This window comes from Robbsia betulipollinis (assembly GCF_026624755.1).
GTDB lineage: Bacteria > Pseudomonadota > Gammaproteobacteria > Burkholderiales > Burkholderiaceae > Robbsia > Robbsia betulipollinis.
Genome location: NZ_JAPMXC010000005.1, coordinates 21194 through 36094, shown reverse-complemented (window position 1 = coordinate 36094; position 14901 = coordinate 21194). Strand labels below are relative to the sequence as shown.

Sequence of the window (14901 nt, the reverse complement as noted above, 5' to 3'; positions counted from 1 at the left end):
TGGCGCGTTACACTGCGATATAGGGCCGATCCGACGGTTGCTGCGGGGCACGCGCCTGCCGCATGCGCCGGGTCGACCGCAACCCGCCGGGAGATCCTTTCATGCAACTGATTTTATGGCGCCATGCGCAGGCGGAAGACAGTACGAACGCCTCCGGAGACCCGCGTCATCGAGACCTTGCCCGCGAACTGACCCTCACGGGCGAAAAGCAGGCGCGCCGCACCGCCGAATGGCTCAGACCGCGTCTGCCCGCCGGTAGCGTGGTGCTGGTCAGTCCCGCGATCCGCACGGTTCAGACCGCGCAGCAGTTGACCAGCGAATTCGAGCGGCTGGCCACGCTCGCCCCCGATACCGAACCGGCCGCAGTGCTGGAGGCGGTGGACTGGGCACGCGGCGGCGAACGCGTGGTGGTCGTGGTGGGACATCAGCCCACGCTAGGCCGGGTCGCCGGCCTGCTGTTGACCGGGCAGGACCAGGACATGTCGGTCCGCAAGAGCGCGGCCTGGTGGTTCCAGTCGGGATTCAACGATCGCGGCGGGCGCGCATCGCTACGGGCGGTGTTCGACGCGGCGCTCGGCTAGCGCCGCATCCCCGGATGCATGAGGATGTTCGGCCGTGGCGGCGAACGACGATTCGGTGTGCGGCGCCCATGCAGCCGGCCGGGGCGCCCTGTCCGCCCCCAGACTCACGCGCTGGTGCTCCGGCGGCCGCGGGCCGATCACGGTCCGATCCCGGCCGGCATGCTTCGCCTGGTATAGCGCGGCATCCGCGCGCGCCATCAACGCATCGAGCGAGTCGCCGGCGGCGAACTCGGCGATCCCGGCGCTGAAGGTACAGGGAACCGGGCGGTTGCCGATCATGCCGTGTGTTTCTGCCATCCTGGTGCGGAACTGCGCCAGCACCCGCTGCGTGGCGGCCGCGCGCGTTTTCGGCAGGAGCCAGGCGAACTCCTCGCCACCGATGCGCGCGCCGATGTCGCAGTCGCGCAGGGTGTCGCGCATCTGGGCGGCGAAGTGCACCAGCATGTCGTCGCCTCCCGCATGCCCGAAGCGATCGTTGATCTGCTTGAAAAAGTCGATGTCGAGAATCGCCAGGGACAGGGGGCGGCCGAACTGCCGGGCGCGCTGGCATTCCCGGTCCGCGGCTTGGGTAAAGGCGCGGCGCCCGAGGAGATCGGTCAGGTAATCGATATTCGCATGCCGCTCCAGCGCGGCGGACATCCGGTCGTGCGTCATCATGACCATGCCGATCGTCAGGGCGGGCGCCGCCATGGTGCCGATCGCCAGAAAGACGACGTGCAGCGGCGTGGCCGTGAACGCGCCATGCGCCGCGACGCTGCCACTCAGATAGGCCATCGCGCGGGTCAGATGCAGGACCGTCGCGGCATACGCGACACCGAGCATGAAGACGTAGGCGTACGCCGGCCGGTCGCGCGGCCGGTGCAGGACGACCAGCGTCCCGAGTGCCAGACTGAACCCGGCGTGATACAGCGAAAACACCACCACCCGGGCCGCCATGCTGTCACGGCCATATTGGAAATACGCGATGAGACCCACCATCGCGACGAACGGCACGGCGCACAGGCGATAGGCCGGATGGCGCCGGAAAAAACGTTGCAGGCCGATCAGCTGGAGAATGGCGGCCCCGCCGATCGTCGCATTGCCCGCGATGACCGAGAGCCACGGCGGCAGGGCGGCATGGCTGACCAGCAGGAGGATGCCGCACACCAGCGCGACGTTCGCCCAGCCCCACTCGCGCGTACCCGGAATGCCGCCTCGCGCAAGGGAACCCATGATCACCAGCGCCAGCAGTGCCGACAGCGAACTGATGCCGAGGATCGTGACCGGGTCGATCATCGTCGCGTCCCGGGGTCAGGTGCGCGCGGCAGGCGCCGTGTCGGACACGCGGCCGTGCCGCCGCGCCGCCGCCGCCATCGTCATGCCGCCTGCACGAGCGGACGCAGGACCTCGACGAGGCGCGCACATTCTGCGTCAGTGCCGACGGTGATGCGCAGGTAATCGGCGATGCGGGGCGCATCGAAGCGCCGCACGAGCACGCCGGCGGCGCGCAGCCCGGCCTGCAATGCCGTGCCGGCATGGGCCGGGTGGCGCGCGAACAGGAAATTGGCCGACGACGGCAGCACGTCGAAGCCCAAGGCATCCAGTGCGGCGGCAAGCCGGCTGCGGGTCGCGATGATCGCGTCGCAACCTTGCGTAAAGGCTTCCTCGTCCTCGATCGCGGCCACCGCGCCAGCCTGCGCGAGATGATCGAGCGGATAGGAGTTGAAACTGCTTTTCACGCGTTCGAGCGCGGTGATGAGACCGGCGTCGCCGATCGCGAAACCGACCCGCATGCCCGCCAGCGAACGCGATTTGGACAGCGTCTGGACCACCAGCAGGTTCGGGTAGCGCGCCACCAGCGGCACCGCGCTGGCGCCGCCGAAATCGATATACGCCTCGTCCACCAGCACGACCGTATCGGGGTTCGCCTGCAGCAAGGCCTCGATGTCCGCCAGCGGGACCGCGATGCCGGTGGGCGCGTTCGGACTGGCGAACAGGATGCCGCCGTTCGGGCGCTGGTAATCCGCGAGCTGAACGGCCAGTTGCGCATCGACCGGGATGCGCTCGAACGGCACGTTGTACAGGCCGCAATAGACCGGATAGAAGCTGTAGCTGATGTCGGGGAACAGAATCAGCCGGTCCTGCTGGAAAAAAGCCGGAAACGCGTGTGCGAGGACTTCATCGGAGCCGTTGCCGACGAATACCTGATCGGGCCGCACATCGTAGCGCCGGGCGATCGCCTCTTTCAGCCGGGTGGCGGAGGGGTCCGGATAGAGCCGCAGCCGCGCGTCGCATGCCGCGCGAATCGCCTCGAGCACGCGCGGCGACGGTGGATGCGGATTCTCGTTGGTGTTCAGCTTGACGAGGTTCGGGATGCGCGGCTGTTCGCCCGGCACATAGGGCGTCAGGGTGCGGGCGAGGGGGGTCCAGTATTTTTCCATGGGGCCAGGAGCGGTTGAGGCGACGAAATATGGGCTTGATTGAATGCGGGCTCGAATGCGGGGTGCCAAATGTTAAACGCGCGCTCTTGAATACGGGCTTGTAAATACGGGCGTGAAGCAAGCGAACGGGGCGCGATGACGAAATCGTGCTGACGAAACGCGCAGGCGGCCGGCCTCTGTATGATAATTCACCCGGGCCTCGCATCGATACCGCGCTGCAGGTGTTTCTCTCTTTCCTTATCCGAACGTGATCGTCAGACCGAAGCTCAATTGGTTCAGGATGTTGTTCATCTGGCATGGTTCCGTCCTCGGCACGGTCCTGCCGTCGATGGGACTCATCTTTCTGATCTCCCTCGTGGCCGTGTTCTGGCATACCTATCTGGGCGACCATCTGCTGCGCCTGGACCCGGTGCCGTTCAGTCTGATCGGCATCGCGCTGGCGATCTTCCTCGGGTTTCGCAACAACGCGAGCTACGAGCGTTTCTGGGAGGGGCGCAAATTGTGGGGCGCCCTGTTGAACGACACGCGTTCCCTCGCGCGCCAGGCGCTGACCCTGCCGGTGGGACTCGATGCGGCGCGCACGCGCGGCTTCGTGATGCAGCTGGTGGCCTTCGCCTACAGCCTCAAGCACCAGTTGCGCGATTCCGACGACCGCTCGGATCTGAACCGCCTGCTGTCGCCGGAACGGGCGGACCGCGTGTCCGCCGCGGTCTACCGGCCGGTCGAGCTGGTGCGCATGCTCGGCGAAGATCTGCGTGAATGGCGCACCGAAGGATTGATCAGCGACATGCTGGCGCAATCGATCGACACGCGGCTGGGCGCGTTGTCGGACCTCGTCGGCGGCTGCGAACGGCTGAGCAACACGCCGATTCCCTATGCGTATGACGTATTGCTGCACCGCACCATCTATTTCTATTGCATCCTGCTGCCGTTCGGCCTGGTCGGCAGCATCGGCATGGCGACCCCGGTGATCACGGTTTTCATCGCGTATGCCTTCATGGCGCTGAACGCCATCGCCAGCGAGCTCGAGGAGCCGTTCGGCATCGCGCCCAATGACCTCGCGCTCGATGCAATGAGCCGCACCATCGAGCGCTCGCTGCGCGAGCAACTGGGCGAGCGCGCGCTGCCGCCGCCGGTGGCGGCGCGCGAAGGGTATCTGCTCACCTAGCCCGTTCGTTCCGTGAACCTTACCGCGCAGGAGTACATAGCACCATGTCCCCACCCATCCCGCCGCTGCCGGATTTTTCCAGTCCGGCCTTCCTGATCGATCATATCGCCCGGACGATGAATTTCTATCATCCGAAATGCATGGATCCCCGGGGCGGTTTCTACCATTTCTACAAGGACAGCGGCGAGGTCTACGACCGCGACACCCGGCACCTGGTGAGCAGCACGCGGTTCATCTTCACGTATTCGATGGCCTGGCAGCAGTTCCGCGCCGACGAGTTTCGCGGCGGCGTGCGGCATGGGCTGGCCTATCTGCGCGATGTGCACCGGCAGAGCGCGACCGGCGGCTATGCCTGGCTGCTCGATCGCGACGGCGTGGTCGACGACACCAACCATTGCTATGGCCTGGCCTTCGTGATGCTCGCTTACGCGAAGGCGATCGAGGCGGGAATCGACGAGGCGCGGGGCTGGCTCGCGGAGACCTGGGATCTGCTGGAGCACCGTTTCTGGGATCCGCGGCACGGGCTCTACGCCGACGAGGCGACGGCCGACTGGCAGGTCTCGGACTATCGCGGCCAGAACGCCAATATGCACGCCTGCGAAGCCTTGATCGCGGCTTTCGAGGCAACCGGGGAGCAACGCTATCTGAGCCGCGCGGCGCTGGTGGCCGACCATATCGTCAACCGCCAGGCAGCGCTCACGGGGGGCCTCGTCTGGGAGCATTACCATGCCGACTGGAGCGTGGACTGGGAGTACAACAAGGGCGACCGCAGCAATATCTTCCGTCCCTGGGGCTTTCAGCCGGGGCATCAGGCCGAATGGGCGAAGCTGCTGCTGATCCTGGACCGGCACGACCCCGCCGCCTGGCGGCTGCCGCGCGCGCGTGAACTGTTCGATCGTGCGATGGCCCTCGGTTGGGACGACGCGCACGGCGGAATCGTGTACGGCACCGGTACCGACGATGCGTTCTACGACGACGACAAGTATTTCTGGGTCCAGGCGGAGTCGATCGCGACCGCCGCCTTGCTCGCGCAGCGCACCCGCGACGTCCGTTATCGGGAGTGGTACGAGCGGATCTGGACGTATGCGTGGCGGCATTTCGTCGATCATCGCGAAGGCGCGTGGTTCCGGATCCTGCGCCGCGACAACAGCAAGATCGACGACCTGAAAAGCCCCGCGGGCAAGGTCGATTACCACACGATGGGCGCGTGCTACGACGTGCTCAAGGTGCTGGCGTCGCCGCCTGCGTCCTGAGTCGTCCCGCCGCCTCCTAGACCGCGTCCTGAAGGAAGCCCGGCGCTGCGGCGCGGGCCAGGGTCAGCACGTCGTCGCGCGTCGGGGCATACGCGCCCACGCGCGTGCAGGCGGCTGCGGCCGTGGCAGCGGCGAAGTGCAGGTGCTCGGCGAGCGGGCCCGCCGGACGCTGCAGCAGGCTTGTCAGAAAGCCGCCGATGCAGGCGTCGCCTGCTCCCACCGTATCGGCGACGTTCACGCGCAGCGCCGCTTGTTCGAGTACGGCATCGCCCGTGAACAAGGTCATGCCGTCGGCGCCTCGCGTGAACAGTAGCAGCGCGTGCGCGGCGCGGCGGCGCACGTCTTCCAGTACCGCGGCGCTCGTGCGGTCCGGATAGATGCGCGCGAGATCCTCGTCCGACACCTTGACGATATCGGCGTTCGCGACCATCGATTCGAAGAAGGCCGGGTAGTCCGGTCCCATCAGGTTCCGGTAGTTCGCATCGAAACTGATGCGCGTGCCGGCCTGCCGCAGGCGCCGGGCGAGCGCGACGAGCTGCCCGGCAAGCGGTTCGCGCACGAGGCTGATGCAACCGAAATGCGCGATCTCGCATTGCGTTTCCCACCCTGCGGGCAGTGCCCGCGCATCGAACGCGAGATCCGCGGTGTCGGTACCCAGGAAAAAGTAATCCGGCGGACTGGTCTGGTGCACCATCGCGATCAGCGGCGGCTTGTCGACCACCTGCAGGAAGCGCATGTCCAGCCCGGCAGCACGCGATTTGTCGACGATCTCCTGGCCGAACACATCGCGGCTGACCGCGCCGCCCCAGCCGGTCGGCACACCGAGGGTCGCGCCCACGCGCGCCACGTTCCAGCCGGAACCGCCGGCGACACTGTGCCACGTCTGTGCGCCGCTGCGGACGAAATCCGTCAGGGCTTCACCGAAAACCAGGAGACGGGGCAGGGCGGTGCGATCGACGGACATGGCGGGGATAGGTATGTGAGTCGCACACGTGCAGCGGGCGCGCGAAACGACGTCAGGCGCCGGACGGAACGGCGAAAGCGCCGATCATAGCAAGGTCACCGCCCGCGCGGCGCATGCTAGGGGATATCCCTGATTCGCGCGCCGCCACCGTCGCGCGAGCGTGTCCTGGCTACCCAGCGCGTCCGTGCGGCGTGGAAACGACCCCGGCAGACGCGAGCACCGGACGCAAAAAAGCCGGGAAGAACGTATTCTTCCCGGCTTTTTCACCAGTCGCGCCGGATCAGTACAGCTTCGGGGCGAGCGTGTCGCGGCTCAGGCGCTTGCGCGTCCGGCTTTTCGCGGCAGCCTTCTTGCGCTTGCGCTCGGTCGTCGGCTTTTCATAAGCCTGACGGGCGCGAACTTCGGCGATCAGCCCCTGGCTTTGGATATTCCGGCGAAAACGCCGCATGGCAACTTCAAACGGCTCGTTTTCTTTAATAACGATGGTGGTCACAGGCCTTCCTTTAAGGGATCGAGATAGTCAGTTTTACGGTTCCCCAACCGTAAAATCAAGGCAGACCAGCGAAGTCCGCTGCCGCCGACAGAGGCCCGGCCTGCTTCGCCACCCCCTTTGCGGTACGCGATACGGCAGCGTTCCGACCCGGCGGCAAGGCGTTGCACGAGCTTAGGCGTGTCTACCCTGGAAACAATAATCTTCCTTTATACGCGGGAGAGATTCACTTGTCAATCGCCCGAGGCGAGGGGGCGGCCGCGCGCGGCGTTGCCGTCGCGTTCGTCCGACAGTGCCGTCGCGGGCTCGCGGCGCGTGTGCGCCGGATTACTTGCGGCACTGGATGACCATCGAGCGATTCTTGATGTTGGCGCCGAATACCCCGATCAGCGAGCCGCCCGAGGTCGAGCCTTTCTCGTCGTCCTTCGAGATCACGTCATAGCCGTAGGCGCCGCAGGCGTCGCTTGCCTGCTTGTAGCAGTCGCCCCAGCCGGAACTGGCGTCGCTGCCGCTGCAATTGATCGCGAAGCCGGTATTGCCGCTTGGCAGGTAGGTCAGTTTCGCGGAATTCGCGCAGGCGCCCAGCAAGGCGGTGCCGGCGACCAGGAGGACGGTAAGTCCGCAGCGGAGGAGCGTCATGGGCAGAGGTTCGTTATTCAGGAAAATGGGCTGCCGGCTTGATCATCGGGACGGCAGGTAACGGACCGGGTTGACCGGTTGACCGTTGTAACGCAATTCGAAATGCAATATCGGCCGGCTGGCTTCGGTGTCGCCCAGGGTCGCGATCGTCTGACCGCTGCTGATCGCCTGGCCTTCCTTGACGTTCGCGCGTTGCAGATGCGCGTACGACGTCAGGAAACCGCCGCTGTGCTTGATGATCACCAGGTTGCCGTAACCTCGCAGCTGCCCGACGTAGGCGACCTGTCCCGCGGCGGCCGCGGTTACCGGGTCGCCTGGCTGACCGCCGATGTCGATGCCTTTGTTGCGGCTGCCGTCGAAAGCATCGACGACGGTGCCCCGGGCAGGCCAGGCCAGGGTGATCGTCGTGCCCGCCGGCGGACCGCCGCTCGCCAGCGGCGGCGGGGCGGCGGGGCGGGCGGCGCGCGCGGACCCCGCACGGGCGGGCGCGTCCACGGCCGCTTCCGCGGGCGTCGCGGTATCCACGGCGCGCGTGCGTACGCCCGCTTCGCCACCCGGCGGTGCGACGCGCAGCACCTGGTCCACCTCGAGCTGGTTCGGGTTGGCGATGCCGTTCCACCGCGATAGGCTGGCGACCGACTGCCCATTGCGGCGCGCGATCGCCGACAGCGTATCGCCTTTTTCCACGCGATAGAAGCCCGGCCCGACCGGCGCCGACGAGCAGGCGGCAAGGAGCGCGGTGGTCAGCAGCAGCGCCAGCGCGCGGCGCGGTGGGTGTCCGCGGCGGGCGGCGAACGGATCAATACGACCGAAAAGCATGACACTCCACAAAAATTGAACGGGCCGGTGGCGCCCCGGCGACGCGTGCGGCGCGCGCTCGTCCGGAAAAGCGGTGGCGCGGAGTGCGGATTTTAACCCGCTTCAGGTCGCCGGGACGAGGGATGCGCTCGGCGCTGTTGCAACCGCGTCGTCGGTGACGACGATCGTGCAGCTCGCCCGCTCGATGCCGCCGGCCGGTATCCAGCGCAGGCCCTGACCATGGTGAATCGCGTTCGGCAAACCCAGCCAGGGCTCGACGCAATAAAAATCCGACGTGTCGGATTCGGTCCAGGTGGTGACCGCATACCAGGGTACGTGGGACGACGCGGCCGCCGGCTGGGTGGCGAGTTCGATGGCGATGCGGCGTCCGAGCGGCGGAATTTCCAGTGTGACCGTGCCCTGCGGTGCATCCTGGCGCAGCAGGTGCAACTGGTCCTGTATCTGTGGATCGCCCGGGTAGTAGACGGCGTTTTCCGCGACAGGTTCGGAAATCGACCCGTCGCTGCGTTGCGCGCACCGCAGCGTGGGCGGCAGCGTCAGGCGGCTCGCGGTACGCAATCCATGGGGCAGGGCGAAATAGAAATGATGTCCGGCGTAATACGGCAAGGGTACGTCGCCGGTATTGCGGGTTTCCAGCGTGACCGTGAGGGCGTTGCCGTCGAGACGGTAATGGGCGCTGAACGTGAAGTCGAACGGGTAGCCGGCGTGGGTTCGCGCATCGCTCGTCAGCGTCATCTCGACGGCCTGCCGGTCGGCGCTGACGGTGGCGTCGAACGGCAGGTCGCGGGCGAAACCGTGCTGCGGCAACGCATGCACCGCGCCTGCTGCGTCCTGCCATTGATTGGGGGTCGCGCCGACACGATGCCGCCCGATGAAGGGAAACAGCAGGGGGTTGCCGCCCCGGATCCGCGCGGGTGCGCTCAGATCGAATTGCGTGGGCCAATAAATGACGTCGTGCCCGTTGAGGCGCCAGCAAAGCAGACGTCCGCCGGCACGGGGCGCGACCCAGAGCGCGCTGCGGGCATCGCCCAGTTCGATGATGTCGGGATCGGTAAAGCGCATGACGGGTCCTGGTGGCGGGCCCGGCCCGGCCACCGCGCAACGGTGCGGCACGGTCGGCCCGACCGGTGCCGATGGATCGGGAAAATTCAAGGAAAGCGCCGGGAAAGCGCCGGAAAAGCGCCGGGAAAGCGCGCCGTCGCGCGGATTTGGCCGGCGCTGGCTAAGTGTACATGAGCGATGTCGGCCGGCGCCCGCGAGCCACCGCCCACGCCACCGGCGCAAGGATCAGAGCCGCGTCACGTCGTCCCGGCGCGCCTGCCCGCGTGCGAAGAAGGCGATGAGGGCCGCCAGCGCGATGAGTCCCGAGACCGCGAGCGCCAGGATCCAGCGGCGCCAGCGTGTATCGGTGGATTGCTGTGCCGCTTGCGCGTCCTCGAGTACCGCGACGATCGGTCCCCAGGCATCGGCGGGTACCGTTGCCACGGGAAGCTCCCCGAGCGGCGGCAGCCGATGCCCGGACAGGGCATCCGGGTCGTCGCGGTACCGGCCAGACAAGCCGTCACGGCTCACGCTGAGCCGGTACGGAACGGCGCCCTGGAGACGAACGATCAGCCACATCGGGCGCACCGTATGGCCCTGGTCTTCCGGCGCGACGACGAAACCGAAGGAAAGGGGCGTGCCGGCGGCATCGTCGAGCGCGACGAGCCGGCCGGTGGCGGCGCGCGCCAGCGAGGTGGCGGGCCAGCGCAGGCGTACCAGCGGCGCATCGCCCGGGGCTTCGATGCGCGCCTGGATGGCCGGCGTCTGTGCCTGTGCGGCCGAAAAAGCCGCGCAGACATAGATGACCGGACAGACGAGAAGCGGGGCAAGACGCCGGGCAATAAGTATGACGAATCGCATGACGATGTCCCGGTAAAGGTGGACGAACCCGGTCGAGGAACCCGACGCCGCTCGCAAAAACGCGGACAAAAAAAAGCCCGCTCACCGAGCGGGCTCGTCAATCCCCGTAGCTTTCCTCTGTGCCGGCTCGCATCTGCGACGAGCTAAGCTGTCATCGTTAGGGCTCCTCAATCGTCCAATCAGATGGTTCAACCCATCCGACCTCGAGAGTGCCCTTCTGGGCCTTCTAAACCGCAGAGATGACGGAACGGATTGTCGCTTGAATTGATCGTTTGAGCAGCAAAAGTTATATGCCGATGCAAAAAGTGTGGCATCGCCGCAACTGGCAGCGGTTTGCGTGCCCGCCGCAGCATTTGGCGGGGATGGCGCCGTGGTCGATGCGGCATGCGGGCCGCGCGTCTTGGCGCTTGAGCGCCGATAGCGCATAATTCCCGGCGACGCGGCGTCGTACGGCGCCTGATCCTTTCTTTTACCGCCTTTTAGCCGAGCTTTCCTCGTGAGTCTAGCCTTTCTTATTTTCCTGAGCGTGCTTCAGGGCGTCACCGAATTGTTCCCGGTCAGCAGTCTGGGACACACCTTGCTCGTGCCCGGTCTGATCGGCATGCATATCGACCGGCATGCGCCGCAACTGCTGCCGTTTCTGGTGGCCCTGCATCTGGGCACCGCGGTGGCGCTGCTCTGGTATTTCCGCGCGCGCTGGGTGGCGATCGTGCGCGGCTGGTTCGGCACCCTGGGCGGGCACCGCAGCGACGACGGCCATCTGGCCTGGGCGCTGATCGCCGGTACGATCCCCGCGGGAGTGGTCGGCCTGCTGCTGGAAAAGCACATCGAGCATGTTTTCCACGACCTGCGCATCGTCGCCGCCGCGCTGATGATCAATGGCGTATTGCTGTGGTTCGGCGACCGCCTGCAGCGCCGCCGCTCGGCGCTGCGGTCGCCGGCCCCGGAAAAACTCACGTTCCTCCAGGCCGCTGCGGTGGGTTTCGCGCAGATCGGTGCGCTGATTCCGGGCTTCTCGCGCAGCGGCCTGACGATGATCGCCGGCGTCGGCGCGGGCATGACCGCCGAAAAAGCGGCGGAATTCTCCTTCCTGCTCGGCACGCCCATCATTTTCGCGGCCGGCGTGCTGGAGCTGCCCAAGCTGTTCCGGGCCGGCGGCACCCAGTTGAGCGACGCGCTGCTGGGCGGGGTCCTGACGGGCATCGCCGCGTACCTGAGCATCCGTTTCCTGATGCATTACTTCGAAGGCAAGGGGCGTCTGGCGGTATTCGGCGTCTACTGCCTGGTCGCCGGCGCGGCGGCCTTCGTCTGGCTGTCGATGCATCCGCAACTGGTCTAGACCCGCGCCGACTCTGTTAGAATTGCAGTCCGCGTGGCGGTAGCTCAACCGGATAGAGCACAGACCTTCTAAGTCTGGGGTTACGGGTTCGATTCCTGTCCGCCGCGCCCTTTTTCGTCGCCGCCCCGCATGCAGCGGCGGCAGCAGCGGCGCTACGTTGCCGCCCTGAGCGCCAGCGCCGCGCGCGCGAGCCGCGCGCCCAGCGCGATCGCCAGCGTCTTTTCATCCGGTCCGATCGTCTCGCCGGATTCACCTTTTCGACTCCAGTGCGACGCGCCATAGGGCGTGCCGCCGCCGTTCGTCGTGGTCAGCGCGCTTTCCGAGTACGGAATCCCCAGCACCAGCATGCCGTGATGCAGCAGCGGCACCATCATCGTCAGCAGCGTGCTTTCCTGGCCGCCGTGCGGGCTGCCCGTCGAGGTGAACACGCACCCCGGCTTGCCGGTCAATGCGCCGGAGAGCCACTCCGCCGACGTGCCGTCCAGGAAATATTTGAGGGGCGCGGCCATATTGCCGAAACGTGTCGGCGAGCCCAGCGCGAGTCCCGCGCATTCCTGCAGGTCGCGCGTTTCCGCATAGGGCGCCCCGGTATCCGGGATGGCCGGCGCGCTGGCCTCGCAGACGGTCGAGACCGGCGGCACGGTACGCAGCCGCGCCTGCGCGCCGGCCACGCTGTCGACGCCCTGCGCGATCAGCCGCGCGAGTTCGCGTGTGGCGCCGTGACGGCTATAGTAGAGAACCAGAATGTCTTCCATCGCATGAGCCATTTACTGTGACGTTCTATTATAGGGGGTGGGCCGGGTTCGCCCACCTTCGCGCCGTGCCATGCGCACATCGAGCGCGTCCGTAGCGCAGTGTCGCGCAGGTGCGCCGTGCGCGGCGCACGTTCCGCAAGCGCTCGCGCGTCCCGCGCCGGCGTCCTGCCAGAAGAGGTAGCCTTTGATTTCCTTCCTGCGTCTGCCCACGTTGCGACGCTTCGCCCGTTTCGCCGCGAAGCGCAGCACCGAGGACCGGGTCCCGCAAGTGGCGGGCAGCCTGACGTTTACGACCGTCCTGTCGATCGTGCCCCTGATCACCGTGGCGTTCGCGGTGTTCACCGCGTTTCCGATCTTCTCGACCTTCCGCGATGCGTTGCAGGCTTTCCTGGCCGATCACCTGATGCCCCCGGCGGTCAACCAGCAGATCTTCGACTATCTGAACGAGTTCGCCGCGAAGGCCAAGGCCCTGACCACCGCCGGCATGGGCGTACTGGTCATGACCTCGCTGATCACGATGATGACGATCGAATCGTCGTTGAACGTGATCTGGCGGGTGCGCAAGTCGCGCCCGCTCGCGCAGCGTCTGCTGATCTACTGGGCGGTGCTGACGCTGGCGCCGATGCTGTTCGGCGTCAGCGTCTCGTTCTCGACCTATTTGCTGGGTCAATCGGTCGTGTCGGTCACCGACGCCCTGCATCTGCTGCCGTTCGCCAGGCAGTGGGCGATCTCGCTCGCCGCCGTGCCGGTCATGGCGCTGGGGTTCACGCTGCTCTACGTCTATGTGCCAAATTGTCGCGTCGAATGGCGCGATGCGATGTGGGGCGGCCTGTTCGCGGCGCTGGCCTTCGAGATCACGAAGCGGGTTTTCGGCTTCTACATCCGCCATATTCCCACCTATACGGCCGTGTACGGCGCGTTCGCCGCGTTCCCGATCTTCCTGATCTGGGTCTATCTGAGCTGGTTCATCACGCTTTTCGGCGCGACGATCACCTCCGCGCTCCCCGCCATCCGCGCCGGGCATTTTTTCCGGCCGCGTTTTCCGGGGAGCGATCTGCTCGACGCGCTCGGCATGCTCTCGCGGCTGGTACGCGCGCGTGATCGCGGGCGGATGGGCTACACTGCGTCGGAACTCTCGCGGATGGTGCGGCGCGACCTCGAAACCACGCTGCGGCTGCTGAATCTGCTCGAAGGATGCGAATGGATCGCCCGTCTGCATCGCGACGGCGAGGCGGCGCGCTGGGTGCTGATCGCCAACCCCGCCGCGATCACGGTGGCGGCGCTTTTTGACCTGCTGGTCGTGAACCGCGCCGAACTGGCGTTCCAGGCGGGTCTGGAGACATCGCGGATCGACGGACCGAAGCTGGTGGAAGCGATGCAGAACGGCGGACTCACGACCTCGCTGGCCGATCTGATGGCGGCGCGCACGGCTTCGCTGGTGCAGGCGGAGCTCGCCGTCGCGCCGGCACCGCTGCTGTCTCCGCTATCGGTGCCCATGCCGTCGCCGTTACTGTCGCCCGTGTCGTCGCCCGCTTCGTCGCCCGCTTCGTCGCCCGCATCGTTCGCGGTGCCCGTGCCGGAGGCGCTGCTGGAGCGGATGGACGAGCGCGACGAGCGGGCCGCCGGCGGGGAAGTAGAGGAAGAGGAAGACGGCGATGAAGGCAGTGCAGGCGATGCGGACCACGCCGGCAGCGCCGCGACGCCGGCCGGCGAGCTGCACGCCCGGGACGCGGCCGGGCGGACCTCCGACGTGGGCGGGGCGTCGGCCCCTGCGCATCGCGTTACCGCGGATATCCGCCGCGCGCCGGCCGTACCCCTCGATACCTGAGCGACGGGCGCCGGTGTACGCGGCACGCAACGGCCTGAATTCGCCGGGCTTGCGAAAGAGGGGAATCAAGGGTATGGCGCGACTTTATTTTTAGCCGCCTTTCCGCTAGGATCAACAAACCGTATCAAGGTGGGTGGCAATCATGCGAGTGAGCGACATACTGAAGGTCAAGGGCAGCGCGTTGTACACGGTCTCCGCCAGCACGACATTTCACGATGCCGTGATGGTGATGGCCGAGCACGACATCGGCTCCGTCGTCGTGATCGAACACGGCGAGGTCGTCGGCATGCTGACGTTTCGCGAGGTGGTGGCGACGCTGAACGCGAACGGCGGTTCGCTGGGCGAGACGTCGGTGCGCTCGCTGATGGACGAAGCTTTCCTGTCCTGCACGCCCGAGATGCATATCGACGAACTGCGGCGCCTGATGCTCGAAAGGCACGCGCGCTATCTGCCGGTGCTGGACAATCGGCGGCTGATGGGGGTCATTTCCCTGTTCGACGTCGCCCGCGCGGTGGTCGAAGCGCAGGGCTTCGAGAACCGGATGCTCAAGGCCTACATCCGCGACTGGCCGCACGAGGAAGAGACTTCCACGAGCGATATCCGGCTTTGAGCGGACGCGCGCGGCCGGCGGCCGGCGCCGAACCCGACGGCCAACCGGGCAACCAACCGGGCAACGAACCGGGCAGCCAACCGAGCAACCAATCGGACGGTAAACCCGCTGCGACCGCGCCCACACCGCGTCG

The 14901-nt window shown here is 66.7% G+C and carries 14 protein-coding genes, 1 tRNA gene and 1 pseudogene; 7 read left to right on the top strand and 9 right to left on the bottom strand.

The features are described 5' to 3' along the window. Window positions 1-101 precede the first annotated feature (101 nt). Entirely contained in the window at window positions 102-581 is a 480-nt protein-coding gene (locus OVY01_RS14925; RefSeq protein ID WP_267848378.1) for a SixA phosphatase family protein, read from the top strand. On the opposite strand, the gene OVY01_RS14920 is transcribed toward OVY01_RS14925, so the two are convergent. Together OVY01_RS14920 and hisC are read right to left on the bottom strand one after the other, a co-directional pair. Continuing rightward, entirely contained in the window at window positions 549-1856 is a 1308-nt protein-coding gene (locus tag OVY01_RS14920; protein WP_267848377.1) for a GGDEF domain-containing protein, read from the bottom strand. The two genes, OVY01_RS14925 and OVY01_RS14920, sit on opposite strands and share 33 nt — an antisense overlap. An 80-nt stretch (window positions 1857-1936) precedes the next feature. Then, entirely contained in the window at window positions 1937-3001 is a 1065-nt protein-coding gene (hisC, locus tag OVY01_RS14915; RefSeq protein WP_267848376.1) for a histidinol-phosphate transaminase, read from the bottom strand. Between the two features lie 247 nt (window positions 3002-3248). Here hisC and OVY01_RS14910 point away from each other — a divergent pair, with 247 nt between their 5' ends. Continuing rightward, on the top strand, window positions 3249-4169 hold the full coding sequence (locus OVY01_RS14910; protein ID WP_267848375.1) for a bestrophin family protein: 921 nt from the start codon (window positions 3249-3251) through the stop codon (window positions 4167-4169). 44 nt (window positions 4170-4213) lie between these two features. After that, complete coding sequence (locus tag OVY01_RS14905; protein ID WP_267848374.1) at window positions 4214-5422, top strand: AGE family epimerase/isomerase; 1209 nt, start codon at window positions 4214-4216, stop codon at window positions 5420-5422. A 16-nt stretch (window positions 5423-5438) separates the two neighbouring features. On the opposite strand, the gene OVY01_RS14900 is transcribed toward OVY01_RS14905, so the two are convergent. The 6 genes from OVY01_RS14900 to OVY01_RS14875 all read right to left on the bottom strand — a co-directional run bounded on the left by OVY01_RS14900 (window position 5439) and on the right by OVY01_RS14875 (window position 10236). Continuing rightward, window positions 5439-6386, bottom strand: coding sequence for a carbohydrate kinase family protein (locus OVY01_RS14900; protein WP_267848373.1), 948 nt, complete (start codon window positions 6384-6386; stop codon window positions 5439-5441). A 280-nt stretch (window positions 6387-6666) separates the two neighbouring features. Beyond that, the gene (gene rpsU / locus OVY01_RS14895; protein WP_267848372.1) at window positions 6667-6879 is read right to left on the bottom strand and encodes a 30S ribosomal protein S21; all 213 of its coding nucleotides are present in this window, start codon (window positions 6877-6879) and stop codon (window positions 6667-6669) included. Between the two features lie 324 nt (window positions 6880-7203). Next, complete coding sequence (locus OVY01_RS14890) at window positions 7204-7515, bottom strand: hypothetical protein (protein WP_267848371.1); 312 nt, start codon at window positions 7513-7515, stop codon at window positions 7204-7206. A gap of 42 nt (window positions 7516-7557) precedes the next feature. Then, complete coding sequence (locus tag OVY01_RS14885) at window positions 7558-8334, bottom strand: peptidoglycan DD-metalloendopeptidase family protein (RefSeq protein WP_267848370.1); 777 nt, start codon at window positions 8332-8334, stop codon at window positions 7558-7560. Window positions 8335-8436: 102 nt separating this feature from the next. Further along, the gene (locus OVY01_RS14880; protein ID WP_267848369.1) at window positions 8437-9396 is read right to left on the bottom strand and encodes an aldose epimerase family protein; all 960 of its coding nucleotides are present in this window, start codon (window positions 9394-9396) and stop codon (window positions 8437-8439) included. 225 nt (window positions 9397-9621) lie between these two features. Further along, the gene (locus OVY01_RS14875; RefSeq protein WP_267848368.1) at window positions 9622-10236 is read right to left on the bottom strand and encodes a hypothetical protein; all 615 of its coding nucleotides are present in this window, start codon (window positions 10234-10236) and stop codon (window positions 9622-9624) included. A 496-nt stretch (window positions 10237-10732) separates the two neighbouring features. On the opposite strand from OVY01_RS14875, the gene OVY01_RS14870 reads away from it, so the two are divergent. Both OVY01_RS14870 and OVY01_RS14865 read left to right on the top strand, forming a co-directional pair. After that, window positions 10733-11575 (top strand): undecaprenyl-diphosphate phosphatase, encoded by an 843-nt coding sequence (locus OVY01_RS14870; protein WP_267848367.1) that lies wholly within the window; start codon window positions 10733-10735, stop codon window positions 11573-11575. A gap of 33 nt (window positions 11576-11608) precedes the next feature. Beyond that, a tRNA-Arg gene (locus OVY01_RS14865) sits at window positions 11609-11682 on the top strand. A 45-nt stretch (window positions 11683-11727) separates the two neighbouring features. Here OVY01_RS14865 and wrbA read toward each other — a convergent pair. Continuing rightward, entirely contained in the window at window positions 11728-12330 is a 603-nt protein-coding gene (wrbA, locus tag OVY01_RS14860) for an NAD(P)H:quinone oxidoreductase (protein ID WP_267848366.1), read from the bottom strand. 187 nt (window positions 12331-12517) lie between these two features. Here wrbA and OVY01_RS14855 point away from each other — a divergent pair. Further along, window positions 12518-13831: pseudogene (locus OVY01_RS14855) on the top strand (YihY family inner membrane protein); the annotation flags it as partial. 469 nt (window positions 13832-14300) lie between these two features. Continuing rightward, window positions 14301-14768: a CBS domain-containing protein gene (locus OVY01_RS14850; RefSeq protein ID WP_267848365.1), complete on the top strand. Its 468-nt coding sequence runs from the start codon at window positions 14301-14303 to the stop codon at window positions 14766-14768. The last annotated feature ends 133 nt before the right edge of the window (window positions 14769-14901 follow it).